At 54.0% G+C, this 12,977-nt stretch carries 10 protein-coding genes; 2 read left to right on the top strand and 8 right to left on the bottom strand.

Annotation, left to right across the window (positions count from 1 at the left end; all coding sequences use genetic code 11):
• Window positions 1-37 precede the first annotated feature (37 nt).
• The 3 genes from GP473_RS04445 to GP473_RS04435 all read right to left on the bottom strand — a co-directional run bounded on the left by GP473_RS04445 (window position 38) and on the right by GP473_RS04435 (window position 5,114).
• The gene (locus tag GP473_RS04445) at window positions 38-796 is read right to left on the bottom strand and encodes a class I SAM-dependent methyltransferase (protein WP_185769761.1); all 759 of its coding nucleotides are present in this window, start codon (window positions 794-796) and stop codon (window positions 38-40) included.
• Window positions 797-807: 11 nt separating this feature from the next.
• A complete protein-coding gene (locus GP473_RS04440) occupies window positions 808-1,557 on the bottom strand; it encodes a glutamine amidotransferase-related protein (protein ID WP_185769760.1) in 750 nt (249 codons plus the stop codon).
• Window positions 1,558-1,667: 110 nt separating this feature from the next.
• On the bottom strand, window positions 1,668-5,114 hold the full coding sequence (locus GP473_RS04435; RefSeq protein ID WP_246394919.1) for an indolepyruvate ferredoxin oxidoreductase family protein: 3,447 nt from the start codon (window positions 5,112-5,114) through the stop codon (window positions 1,668-1,670).
• Between the two features lie 244 nt (window positions 5,115-5,358).
• On the opposite strand from GP473_RS04435, the gene GP473_RS04430 reads away from it, so the two are divergent.
• Complete coding sequence (locus GP473_RS04430) at window positions 5,359-5,841, top strand: Lrp/AsnC family transcriptional regulator (RefSeq protein WP_185769758.1); 483 nt, start codon at window positions 5,359-5,361, stop codon at window positions 5,839-5,841.
• Between the two features lie 73 nt (window positions 5,842-5,914).
• Here GP473_RS04430 and GP473_RS04425 read toward each other — a convergent pair whose 3' ends face one another.
• From GP473_RS04425 to GP473_RS04415, 3 genes are all read right to left on the bottom strand, one after another.
• Window positions 5,915-6,685, bottom strand: a complete 771-nt coding sequence (locus GP473_RS04425) for a hypothetical protein (protein WP_185769757.1) — start codon at window positions 6,683-6,685, stop codon at window positions 5,915-5,917.
• 103 nt (window positions 6,686-6,788) lie between these two features.
• On the bottom strand, window positions 6,789-8,144 hold the full coding sequence (locus tag GP473_RS04420; RefSeq protein ID WP_281381149.1) for a PFL family protein: 1,356 nt from the start codon (window positions 8,142-8,144) through the stop codon (window positions 6,789-6,791).
• Window positions 8,145-8,183: 39 nt separating this feature from the next.
• Window positions 8,184-8,453 carry an ACT domain-containing protein gene (locus GP473_RS04415; protein WP_185770667.1) on the bottom strand — a complete coding sequence of 90 codons (270 nt, stop codon included), beginning with the start codon at window positions 8,451-8,453 and terminating at the stop codon, window positions 8,184-8,186.
• A gap of 38 nt (window positions 8,454-8,491) precedes the next feature.
• Between GP473_RS04415 and GP473_RS04410 the strand changes: the two genes are divergently transcribed.
• Window positions 8,492-9,223, top strand: coding sequence for a DUF1990 domain-containing protein (locus GP473_RS04410; protein WP_186277207.1), 732 nt, complete (start codon window positions 8,492-8,494; stop codon window positions 9,221-9,223).
• Between the two features lie 83 nt (window positions 9,224-9,306).
• Here the strand turns inward: GP473_RS04410 and GP473_RS04405 are convergent, their stop codons facing one another.
• On the bottom strand, window positions 9,307-9,879 hold the full coding sequence (locus tag GP473_RS04405; RefSeq protein ID WP_186277206.1) for a TetR/AcrR family transcriptional regulator: 573 nt from the start codon (window positions 9,877-9,879) through the stop codon (window positions 9,307-9,309).
• 171 nt (window positions 9,880-10,050) lie between these two features.
• Window positions 10,051-12,837, bottom strand: coding sequence for an aconitate hydratase AcnA (gene acnA / locus GP473_RS04400; protein WP_185769754.1), 2,787 nt, complete (start codon window positions 12,835-12,837; stop codon window positions 10,051-10,053).
• Window positions 12,838-12,977 lie beyond the last annotated feature (140 nt).

The following is a 12,977-nucleotide window of genomic DNA, read 5'->3' as shown; positions in this document are numbered from 1 at the left end:
GAGCACGCCCGGCCCCCTCTAAAACGCTGCCGTAAAACTAGCTCACCTCAATTTGCGGTTGCAGCACTACAAAAGTTCCGTCGCTTCGCGCAACAAGACCAGCGTCCTCTGCTTGATTAATTAGTTCCTGGCGACTCGTTGGATAAACAATAAAATCGGATGACCGTTGTTCCAGTAGTGAATCCCCTTCATAAAGCTGCCACGTCATCAACCATCGTGTGTGTTGGTGAGAATCATCGAGCTTAGCCCATCCCTCGTATCGAAAACGCCCCACGTATTCCGATGTATAGCAATTCCCAAGTTTTTCGTCTTGCATGGGTGTGGTGACGCCATTATCTCGCGTATTCGGAGCTCCTGTGTCCTCATAGGGACCAATAATCAACGCGCCTTTCGGGATCAAATGCGCTGCAGCCCACTGAAGAAGTTCGGCGCGTTCGGAGGGAAGAAGATGATCGATCATGGAGATCGCAGTGATGAGTGTTATTGGCTCATCCACGGTCCTAACCAGATCGTGTACTGTCCACGGTGCGATAGTGACCCGACGGCGCATATCATCCTCACCGGCAATTTTGCTCATAATTCCGACCCGCATGGCCTCTTCGGGTTCGCACGCGAGCACTTCTCCCCGGCAAACCGTGGCGAGCAATTGCGTGGTGAGACCCGTGCCAGCACCAATATCCGCAGCCAAGCCCGTCTCACCGCTCCACGGTTGAAGTACATCAAGAAGGAGCGGTTTCGTCTCACGCCAGTATTCTTGCGCTACTGCGTCGTACCATTCTGCCTGGCAATAATTCATAGTGAGGGATCTTAATGACACTCGTTTTTGTTTTCTAGACTGACCGCATACGTGACAAAACGAGAGATGAGAGAGTTGGCAGCAGATGTATCGTGTCCGATAAGAGATGCGTAAATTTCTTTGGCCTTCTCCTCGGAGTAGTAGCCGGCGCGGTCGTAGAATCCCAGTCGAATTGTAATTCGGTCTCCATCTAATTCTGGGTGGAATTGAGTGACCCACACGTTGTCACCGATGCGGTACATATGCACTGGGCATGTGGGCCCCGTCGCAAGGAGCGTCGCATTTGCTGGAAGCTGCTCAACTGAATCCTTATGCGCTCCGAGTCCCAAAAATTCGCGGGGAAGTCCCCGGGTGAGGACATCATGTTCTGCAGCTTCAGTGAGCTGAACCACAGAAGGTCCTGGTTCCTCACTGTGTTCTTGTCCCACGCGCCCACCCATATAATGGGCGAACATTCCGGTGCCATAACACGTGGACAATATGGGGAAACGCCGGTGAACGGTTGCGTCTTTCACAAAGTGAACCAGGCGCTGGGAAATGGCCGGCTGCCACTCGTCGTCAATCGGATCCGTGATGGTGAAGGGGCTTCCACCAATAAAGACTCCGGTGACATCCGAAAAGTCGCCCAAAGAACTATCGGGCTGGTCCAAAACACGAACTTCGAGCTGTTGTTCGGTCAGTCCAGAAAAGGTGAGGAAATCATCGTATTCGGCAGCGATGACTTCTTTGCCTCGGCGTGGAGATAGCAGTACAAACTTCACAAGCCCACACTAACAGACAGCTTTGTCTATATCCATTATTTCACTCATCTATTGGTGAAGCTGCCGAGCGGGCAGTTGTCGCAAACAACCCCAGCAGCTCGACTCATTCTCTAGTGTGACCGTCGGTCAGGTTCGCGCAACAACGCCAGCAGTCTCAACGCTGAGTTGATCTTCAGCTCCTCATAACCGCGCACAGAATCAGCTTCCCGAGCTAACTCGACGAGGCTGGCTAAATCTTCTGCGCTAGACATTTCCGCACTACGACGGAGGAGTACATTTCGGTATTCTTCAGCTAATTCACGCTCGACGCGTCGCTGCTTGGTGTAGCCGAAGATATCCAACGACGTACCGCGTAGTCGCTTTCCAGCGGCGAGCACCTTGAGCGCAGGCATGAACCGCGTGCTCACACCAATTTTCTTCTTAAGCCCCATTGCACGCAAGATCGGTGGGTGGAGCTGGATTTTCGTACTTGCTCCAGCACCATAACGGCGTTCAATGTCCTGAGCGAAGGCAGGATCAGCAGCTAAGCGCGCCACTTCGTACTCATCCTTATACGCCTGTAGCTTATGCAGCCCGAAAGCCGCAGCCAGAGCTAATTCAGTGGAACGTGGATCAATACGCCGTTCCGCCTCAGCGATGCGCCGAACATCCTCTTTATACCTGCATGCAACCGCCGCATTTCCCCATGCTTCCAATTCTTGTGCACGCATGTCCATGTCAGTTTTCCATAAGGGCTCTTCATTGTTGGCTCGAGGTACGGTCACTGTACTTTCCATGCTCTCTACCCCTTGGGGCTGTGCAAGCAGCCGCTCCAATTCTTGCGGGGCAGCGATGAGCTGGCGACCCCGCCTCAATGCCTGAACATTAAGCTCAGAAGAGCGTCCATTGGCCCGTAAAGCCCTTTCAATCGCCGCGGCACTGACGGGAATAGCACCCGCCTGAATTGCCGCGCCTAAAACAATCATCGTCTGGTAGGTCGCTACGCCAAAAAGTTGTGTGGAAAGATCTCCCGCATCGGCGGAGATTGCGCGTTGAACTCTCGAACTCAATGCGCGGGAGATGAGTGCGCTATTTGTGCGCTCGGCGCGGACCTCAGTCACCATTTTCCCGGTAGGCTGATCAGTCGTAGAAATCACTGCGATAGTGCGCTCCGGATTAAGCACTTCCAGCGTCTCGTCTGCAGCACTAGTCAAGCCATCAAGACTCAGCAACACATCAGCACCCGCAGCAGGAATATGTCCAGGGTGATCCATAAAAGAAGTACTCAAACGGACATCACTAATCACGGAACCACCTTTTTGCGCGAGGCCTGTCATGTCTTGCCCTCTCACAAAATAACCCTCATGTTGCGCAGCGGTAGCGAGTACCGCTGCAACGGTAAGCACTCCTGTACCTCCCACACCAGTGATGCGGACACTATGTGCCTGCCGATCCGCCAATGGAGTCATTGTTGGCTCTGGTAAGTCCGCTGCATGAATCTGGTGTTCCATTCCTATCGGTGAGCTCTGCGCCGTCGCGCGAATGTCTGAGGCTCCGGGTGTCACGGTCACGAACGCCGGGCAATCGCCTTGTAAGCAGGTGTAATCGGAATTGCAGCTGGTCTGATCAATCTTTGTTTTACGCCCAAAATCCGTGTCAATGGGCTGGACGGAGAGACAACCTGATTTCTCACCGCAGTCACCACAGCCCTCACAGATGCGGGGATTAATCTCCACGGCGGTCTTCGGTTTTTCCGCTTGGCCCCGATTACGAAAACGACGTTTCTCGGCAGCACAATGCTGGTCATGCACTAACACTGTGACACCCTTGATTGCTGCCAGTTCCTCTTGGACAGCGGCGAGCTCAGAACGCTCCCTCACCTCGACTCCCCGGGGCAGCATTTTTCGGGTACGCGAAACGTTATCGCTAGTAACGACAATTTTTCCCACGCCCTCCGCCTGCAGCATGTCCACAATTGAACGTAAACCGCGCCCTCCAACAGCATCTTGACCGCCCGTCATCGCAACAGTTCCGTTGTGGAGTAGTTTCACCGTGACATTCACATCCGAAGCGATAAGCGCACGAATAGCCAGTGATCCAGAGTGCCAAAAGGTACCGTCGCCGAGGTTCTGAACGAGGTGCTTTTCTTTCACAAAGGGGCTCATGCCAATCCAGTGCCCGCCCTCGCCACCCATTTGAGCAGTGCCAATAACATTACCCACGCGTTGATCATCCATGAGAAGAACCATGGCATGACATCCGATGCCGGCACCCACCAAAGTGTCAGGGGAAGTTCTGGTGGAGGCATTGTGAGGGCATCCCGAACAAAAGTGCGGCGTGCGCGGTGCCACCGCCAGAGGCAAATTCATGAGCCGCGGCGGATTCTTGGTCTCCATAATGTCAATGCCTTCATCCTTAAGTAGGCGGGGCAGTAACTTTTCTGGAGCTGTTGTATGGATAATATCCGGGCGATGGCTCGTTCCGTACAACACGGTGCGTACAGATTCCACCAGATAGGTGCCGAGGTCTTCAGCAACGACAATCTTTTTTAGTCCAGCGGCAAACTCAGAAAGCTCAGCGGAATCCAGAGGGTACGTCATACCTAGCCGCAAAAGTCGGATTCTCGGCGGGCATTGCCCTGCCCCCAACGTGCGCAACGCCTGTGCAACCTCCAAGTAGGTTGCACCCGAGGCAATAATGCCAATTTCATCGTCAGGGGAGGCCTGCACCAAGCGGTTGATATGGTGTTCGCGAGCATAGGCAATAGCACGGTTCAAGCGCTCACCAGTTCTGGAAGCATCGAGCGCCAAAAGTGGCTGTCCCAGAACTTTAGCGTGTGGTGTGTGCGGGGTAGTGGGGGGCTCGGGAGCAGTGACGTCGTCCAACACGACAGTGGCTGAACCATCCGCAACAGCGGTGGTGACACGTAGCGCCACCCATAGTCCAGTCGCCCGAGACATCCACGCAGCATGAGTGCCAAGGCTCAACACATCGGATGCATCCGTAGGAACCAGGGTTGGCATGCCAAGGTCTGCCAAGAGGCGACTTGAATTGGAAGGAACTGAAGACGATTTCGCAGTGGGATCATCCCCAACGATGGCCACGGCACCGCCTTTCCCATTTGTGCCGCATATCACCGCGTGCCGCATTGCATCAGCAGCGCGATCTAACCCGGGGGCTTTGCCATACCAGTAACCAACCACACCATCAATATCATCCTTGAGGGTGGCAGCAGCTGTGAGTTGGGTGCCTTCAACGGCGGTAGCTGCTAACTCTTCGTTAACACCGGGCTGATGAAAAATACGGTGATCTTCTAAGAGTTTCTTCTGGCGGCTAAGTTCGAGATCGTAACCTGCCAGGGGAGACCCCTCATAACCACTCACGTAGCTTGCGGTCCGCAGTCCACGGGCTGCATCTGCCCGCTGGCGATCCGAGATCATTCGTATGAGGGCTTGAATTCCGGTCAAGTGCACCGAACCCTGCCGAGCAGTATAGCGACGGGTCAAAAGATCCTCGACGCTCCGGGGGCTGCGTTCGTAATGGCTGTCTTTGAAAGTCCCCGTGGTGCTGGGGTTCATCGTCGATGTCATAGCTGGAGTCACCTGCTCTGTGGAACAATAATCACACTGTTTGTGTTGTGGATCACACAGTATTGCTGTTGCCATTCACGAGTCCAGCGTCTACTAAAAATCGATACCATCTGCGCAGCAAGCTGGTAATTTGGTGAACAAAACTAGACCGATTGCTCACCATTATCGGGAGCACACCGAGCCATTGCCACATTTCATCATCTCATTAACTAGTACTAATTGGAGGTGCACTATGCCGCCCGAACAGTCAAAACTCGACCGCCTGGACCTTGATCTCATTCAGCTCATGCGAGCGGAGCCGCGTGCCGGCGTACGCGAGTATTCACGCCGATTAGGTGTAGCTCGGGGCACTGTTCAGTCCCGTCTCGACAAGTTAGTCGGCAGCGGCGTGATCGAAAGTTTCGCCCCCACACTAAACGCCGCTGCCCTAGGTTTCCCGCTCAGTGCCGACGTACATCTCACAATGGAACAACGTTCACTCGATGTAGCCGTCTCCAAGCTAAAAGATATACCTTTTATCATTTACGCAGACTCCACGGCAGGAGCCGAAGACCTGACCTGCCGAGTGACTGCACGAGATCTCCAACACCTAGAAAACATCACCATGATGATGATGGCGATACCTGGTGTGCAAAGGGTGCGTACCGACATCATCTTGCGTCAACATATTGCACCCCGCGTCGATCCTTTGTTGGATTTTCTAAAGAAACGCTAACAGCAAGGGGTGAGAATACACGAGAACGCTGCCGCAACGGCACATATTCTCAGCTATTCTCAGCCTTTAACGATTACCGGATGCCCGCGGCTCTGAGTACAGCCTTAATCTGTTCTACGTTAAGGTCGGTCGTAATTGTGGCTGACTCCGGTATGCCAGCAACCCATCGCGCAACGGTCCATCCATTGGAGAACTCCGGTTCAAACATGTCGAGGGGTCCGTCGGCCATTTTCAAGCCGTAGGGAAGACCCTCGCGGTCGGCATCCACATCGAACTCATCGGTTCGCACATAAAAAGGTTCGCTCCCATCCATAGGATGTACCTCAACCAGCGCACGGTACCGGTAACGAAAATCAGCATCACGCAATTCGCGCTGATTACCATGTCGTGTGGAGGAAGACACCCACACACCGCCAACTTGTGCCGGAGCAAAACGCAGCCAACCATTGTGCCAAGCCTCCGACAGAGTAGCGACATCCCTTTGTCGCCTACGGATGGACCACACATCAACGATGAGAATGACAATTCCAATCGACGCTATAACACCGCCGGCTACGCAACCACCAAAACGGGTTGTAAACACGCATAAGAATGTCCCAAGAATGATCAAACTAACCGACACCGCACTGAGTAACGCCTGAGAGCCTGCCATTCCATTTTTTAGGCCGTCAACTGGCACTCTGCCGTGAGATTCAAGCGCGGCCAACACCGCAGGATTCTCTGCTGGCAGCGGACAGGGTTGCCGGAATACACCATTTTCCTTTCCACGCCGCAACGCGCCGTAATTATCCTCAATGACCGGGGATGTCCGCGCATAGCGAAATAAGCTCGGGGAGTCAGTCATGCCTTCTTTCCCTAACATTCACCGTCTTTTTCACGGTACTTTTCTGCATTGCTGCACGCTCTGCCCAATCTGTGGCTCAATTGCATTCCAATTATCAACGGTTCTAATTTCGGAACCCATGAATAGGAGCTGGGATGAAGCCTCCGCGATGGACGAATTCGCGATTGCCCACTTCGTTTATTGGGATCACCGGCGCATAGCCTAACAAGCCGCCAAAATTCACTTCATCACCGGGTTTTGTTCCCGGGACAGGGATTACCCGCACAGCGGTCGTCTTATGGTTCATCACCCCGATCGCCGCCTCATCAGCAATCATTCCCGCAATGGTTTCCGCTGAGGTATCGCCCGGAATGGCAATCATGTCGAAGCCGACGGAACAAATCGAGGTCATGGCTTCCAGTTTGTCCATCGTGATTACGCCGGCACGCACAGCATCAATCATTCCCTTGTCTTCAGACACAGGAATAAACGAACCGCTGAGCCCACCTACACGGGAACATGCCATCATCCCTCCCTTTTTTACTGCGTCATTCAATAGGGCCAGCGCCGCCGTCGTCCCATGTGTTCCCACCTGCTCCAGCCCCATGTGCTCGAGTATATGTGCCACGGAGTCACCCAATTCGGCTGTAGGTGCCAACGACAAATCGATAATCCCAAACGGGACCCCCAGGCGTTCTGAGGCCATAGAGCCCACCAGCTGACCTGCACGTGTGATCTTAAACGCGGCTTTTTTAATTTCTTCGGCTACTTGATCAAGAGTGGCTCCCGATAAACTCCCGAGGGCTCGATCCACCACACCTGGACCAGAGACTCCGACGGAGACCACACAGTCGGGTTCCTCGATGCCGTGAAACGCGCCTGCCATGAACGGGTTATCCCCAACGGAATTAGCGAACACAACGAGCTTTGCGCAGGCTATTGCATCCTGATCTGCAGTCAGTTGTGCTGCCTGTTTAATCACCCGTCCCATTTGTGCTGCGGCATTCATATTGATACCTGCTCGTGAAGAGGCAATGTTCACGGAAGAGCACACTACGTCCGTCTCGGCAAGCGCTTCGGGAATCGAACGGATTAATGCCTTTTCACTAGTCGTGGCCCCTTTTTCCACCAGGGCTGAATATCCACCTACAAAGTTCACCCCCACTTCTTTCGCAGCTTTATCGAGTGCTTGTGCAGCATCAACTGGGCTTCCATCCACACCGGCGATTACCAAGGAAATAGGGGTTACTGCAATACGTTTATTAACGATGGGGATGCCCAGATCAGCTTCGATACCTTCGCATACATTCACAAGCCGTGAGGCTTGTGTGGTTACTCGGTCATATATAGCCTGACACGTCTCGGACATACTGCTACGCGTACACCCCAAGAGAGAAATACCCATGGTGACCGTGCGGATGTCCAGCCGATATTTATCGATCATCTCGATCGTATCGAGAATACGGTTGGGATTAAACACTGTTTGTGATGTCCTTCAGCTTTTGCTGCGCTTGGATGGCTAAATCTCATTCATGGCGGTAAAGAGAGCTTCTGATTGGATACGAATAGCCTGCTTAGTCTCTTCTGCGACCGGGTTCAACCGATCTTGAATAGCTTTGAGTGAAGTAGCTGCTTCGTCAAACTGCACGCGCAGAATCATTGTGAAATAGCCTGACATGAGAGTCTGGGACACATCCACAATATTGACCTCGAGCTCAGCGAGAGCGGAGGTTACGGCGGCAATGATGCCGGTTCTGTCCGCGCCAGTGACAGTCATAATCGCATACATGGGATTCATTCTAATGTGGAGCCATGAGAATTCTGAGCATGAGTCCAACTGAGCTGAGTTACCCCTCTACCTTGAGACTGTGGACTATGAGGATGCTCGCTGGATACCCTTTATCCGACGCCACCAGTGATCCACGATGGAAAATCACCGATTACTCCGAAGTGATTGGAAAAGGGGATGCTGCACTCCGGGCTGCCAGCTACCGGCTCCTCACATGGCAAGTACACAGGCACGCACACGTCGGTGTAAATACCAGGACAAGAGCCCGAGGCAACCCCGACGGAGATTCCAGCCACTTGCACAACACACGAAAGTCCACTGTTGGTGACACCATAGGCTGCACAGGAGAAGACACCATAATTGCCGCGGAGAAGGAGAGCCTGGACACTGCGGGAAGAGAGACCCTGGGCACAACAGCCACGTACACCATGCAGCCACGGGTCGGGGATGTCATTGTCCTGCGATTTGGTCTAACGTCTAACCCATGCCGGATTCTCCATCTCGAAAAATCGACCACGCGCACGGTGTTGGTCTACGGTACGCTATCGGGACATATCGAAAGGGGGGAAGAAGCATTCATCATCGAACGCCAAGAGGATGGCTCTGTCACTGGTCGGTGCCTCGCATTTTCGCAACATGCGTGGTGGCTCGCCAAGGCTGGTGCACCAATAGCACGCTGGGTACAGAAAAGAGAGACCCGCCTCTACGTCGATGGCATGCGGCCAAGAACCGCACCACACCAAACGTATCGAGGCGGGCACAAATTATGATGCGCAGCATCGTGGTGTTTAGCAACACACGAGGCGATGCCTAACAGCGTGTGCCCTTGCACTTAATAACGTGCGGCGAAGCTTTATGCTACTGGTGCGGAACGCACCGTGCTTTCCGCAAGATCAAGTACTCGATCCAATCCCTCGGTAGAGCCACCGGATGCTAAACGGGTGATGAAACCGTCCATGAGAGTCTCCAAGAATAGGTGAATAACTGACGGATCCACATCATCACGCATACGACCATCCTCCGCCAAACGTTCCAAACGTTGCCGAACAGCTGTGTCCAACACCTCTTGATGTTCCATCCATCGCGCACGAAACACAGGGTCAGTGCGCAAAAGCTTGGTGATTTCCAGACGTGTAGCAAGCCACTCATGACGTTCAGGGTGGGTGAGCATGTCACGCATAACCTCAACCAGCCCTTCCCGGGCAACCAGATCAGCCTGACGGGCAGCATCCTCTTGGGCTAATGCGAGAAACAGAGTTTCCTTATCGCGGAAGTGGTGAAAAATTGCTCCACGAGACTTACCAGTGGCTTCCTCCAACCTACGCACGGTAGCTCCTTCGTAGCCATACGCAGCAAAGCAACGTCGAGCTCCGACGAGAATCTCTTCCTTCTTCTCGTCCATATTCAGATCAGCGATTTTGGGCATACCAAAACCCACTTCCTGTGTGGATGATTCAAGAATGCGATGCACTAGAGAACAAAAGCGGCGGGCCGAACGCTACTGTCTCGGACCCACCGCTTATCGCTTTAACTACCTTGTACGGCTGAGCCGTACATGAGGCATATCGCGCGTATTGCTCTTCGTTTTTGAAGAGCCTTACTTCGATGCCATCATGTTGCGCAGCACGAACTGCAAAATGCCGCCGTTACGGTAGTAGTCAGCTTCACCCGGGGTATCGATGCGGGTCACGGCATCGAACTCGACCTTTTCACCGCTGTCCTTAGTAGCTGTGACCTTGATGGTCTTAGGGGTGGTGCCGTTGTTGAGTTCCTCGATCCCAGTGATATCGAACGTCTCGGTACCGTCCAGACCCAAGGTCTTCCAGGACTCGCCTTCTGGGAACTGCAATGGAACCACACCCATGCCGATGAGGTTAGAGCGGTGAATACGCTCAAAGGACTCAGCGATAACCGCCTTGACGCCCAGCAAAAGGGTACCCTTGGCAGCCCAGTCACGGGAGGAACCAGTGCCGTATTCCTTGCCACCCAGAACCACGAGAGGAGTGTTCTGCTCCTTATAGTTCTGTGCAGCGTCGTAAATGAAGGCCTGTGGGCCACCTTCCTGAGTGAAGTCGCGAGTGTAGCCGCCGGATACGCCATCAAGCAACTGGTTCTGGAGACGAATGTTTGCGAAAGTACCGCGAACCATCACTTCGTGATTACCACGGCGCGCACCCAGGGAGTTGTAATCCTTGCGAGCCACTCCATTTGCATCCAGGTACTGAGCAGCTGGGGTTCCAGGCTTAATGGTGGATGCAGGGGAGATGTGGTCGGTAGTCACAGAGTCACCGAGCAGAGCGAGGACGCGAGCGCCCTTGATGTCAGTAACTGGTTGTGGTTCCTTCGACATGCCGTCGAAGTATGGTGCACGGCGGATGTATGTGGACTTCTCATCCCAGTCGAAGGTCTTACCCGTTGGAGTCTGCAGGTTCTGCCAACGCTCGTCGCCTTTGAAGACATCGGCGTAGTCAGCTTCGTAGAGTTCCTTGGTAATGGAGGAGGCAATAGTCTCCTCGATCTCCTCAGTAGATGGCCAGATGTCCTTCAGGTAGACATCGTTGCCGTCCTTGTCCTTACCCAGGGAGTCGGTTTCGAAGTCGAAGTCCATGGTGCCGGCAATGGCGTAGGCGATGACCAGGATTGGAGATGCCAGGTAGTTCATCTTGACATCTGGGTTGATGCGACCCTCAAAGTTACGGTTACCGGAAAGCACAGCGGTAGCTGCCAGATCCGCTTCGTTGATGCCGGCGGAGATCTCCTCAGGCAGTGGGCCGGAGTTACCGATACAGGTGGTGCAGCCGTAACCCACGAGGTAGAAGCCCAGTGCCTCCAAATCCTTCCACAAACCGGCTTTCTCGTAGTAGCCGTTCACTACCTGAGAACCTGGAGCCATGGAGGTCTTCACCCATGGGGCAGCCGTCAGACCCTTCTCAGCAGCCTTACGGGCAAGCAAACCAGCACCGATCATCACTGATGGGTTAGAGGTGTTGGTGCAGGAGGTGATAGAGGCGATGGCAACCATACCGTGATCCAGCACCATCTTCTTGCCGTTGTACTCAACCTCAATTGGGTTGGACTGACGGCCTTCTGCGGAAGCGGCTGCAGATGGAATGTTGCCCTTAGCGTCAGCCGGGGAGGCTGGGGTCTCGCCGGATACGCCACCCTCTGCGTCAAATTCTGCAGCCTGACCCTCTGCAGCGTCGACGTAGTTAAACAGATCCTTGCGGAACTGAGCCTTTGCGTCGGACAGCTCGATGCGGTCCTGAGGGCGCTTTGGACCGGCGATGGAAGGCACGACAGTGGACAGATCCAGCTCGAGGTACTCAGAGAACTCTGGCTCAGCCTCAGGATCCAGCCACATGCCCTGTTCCTTAGCGTAAGCCTCGACGCGCTCGAGAGTTTCCTTATCGCGTCCAGTCAGCTCGAGGTACTTAACAGTCTCCTCATCGATTGGGAACATAGCAGCGGTAGAACCGAACTCTGGCGACATGTTACCGATGGTTGCACGGTTAGCCAGTGGCAGCTCTGCCACACCTGCGCCGTAGAACTCAACGAACTTGCCCACCACACCGTGCTGGCGCAGCATGTCGGTGATGGTCAAGACCACGTCGGTTGCCGTAACGCCAGGCTGGATCTCGCCGTGTAGCTTAAATCCAACGACGCGAGGGATGAGCATGGAAATCGGCTGACCAAGCATTGCGGCCTCAGCCTCGATGCCACCTACACCCCAGCCCAAGATACCCAGGCCGTTTTCCATGGTGGTGTGAGAGTCGGTACCCACACAGGTATCAGGGTATGCAACACCGTTGTTATCAAATACGGAGCGTGCCAGGTACTCAATGTTCACCTGGTGCACGATGCCAGTTCCTGGAGGCACGACACGGAAGTTGGAGAATGCTCCGGTACCCCAGCGAAGGAACTTATAACGCTCATCGTTGCGCTGGTACTCGATGGCGACGTTCTTCTCGAGAGCTGTCTCGTCACCGAAGTTCTCGATGATAACGGAGTGGTCGATAACCATTTCCGCTGGGTTCAGCGGATTAACCTGATCGGCATCTCCACCGAGGGCAACGACAGCGTCACGAATAGTTGCCAGATCCACGATGCAGGCAACACCAGTAAAGTCCTGCATGATTACGCGGGCAGGGGTGAACTGGATCTCAATGCTTGGTTCCGCGGTTGGATCCCAGTTTGCGATAGCTTCAATGTGCTCGCGAGTGATGTTCTTGCCATCCTCGTTACGCAGAAGGTTCTCGCCTAAAACCTTCAGGGAATATGGCAGCTTCTCCATACCGGGCACAGCAGACAGACGATAAATCTCGTAGGACTTATCGCCGACTTCCAGGGTGCCCTTAGCGTCAAAAGAGTTGATGCTTTCAGTCACTGTATGCTCCTGAGTCTCTTCTCGTAGTCGTTGTGCGGCCACCGCAAGGCACAACCTTTATGGATCGCACCAAGTAGATGGTCCCAAAATCGTCAAGGACGCATCTGCGGGAAACCAATGCCCATTGTGTCAGCAAAGCC

The organism is Corynebacterium anserum, from assembly GCF_014262665.1.
Classification (GTDB): Bacteria; Actinomycetota; Actinomycetes; order Mycobacteriales; family Mycobacteriaceae; genus Corynebacterium; species Corynebacterium anserum.
Note: the sequence above shows the minus strand (reverse complement) of the source record. Positions and strands in the feature narration are given on the sequence as shown.

Excerpts from the sequence above, each read along its gene's own strand:
- GP473_RS04445 (WP_185769761.1), bottom strand. The coding sequence starts at position 796 with ATGAATTATTGCCAGGCAGAATGGTACGACGCAGTAGCGCAAGAATAC.
- GP473_RS04435 (WP_246394919.1), bottom strand. The coding sequence starts at position 5,114 with ATGAACCCCAGCACCACGGGGACTTTCAAAGACAGCCATTACGAACGC.
- GP473_RS04430 (WP_185769758.1), top strand. The coding sequence starts at position 5,359 with ATGCCGCCCGAACAGTCAAAACTCGACCGCCTGGACCTTGATCTCATT.
- GP473_RS04425 (WP_185769757.1), bottom strand. The coding sequence starts at position 6,685 with ATGACTGACTCCCCGAGCTTATTTCGCTATGCGCGGACATCCCCGGTC.
- GP473_RS04415 (WP_185770667.1), bottom strand. The coding sequence starts at position 8,453 with ATGTATGCGATTATGACTGTCACTGGCGCGGACAGAACCGGCATCATT.
- GP473_RS04410 (WP_186277207.1), top strand. The coding sequence starts at position 8,492 with ATGAGTCCAACTGAGCTGAGTTACCCCTCTACCTTGAGACTGTGGACT.
- GP473_RS04405 (WP_186277206.1), bottom strand. The coding sequence starts at position 9,879 with ATGCCCAAAATCGCTGATCTGAATATGGACGAGAAGAAGGAAGAGATT.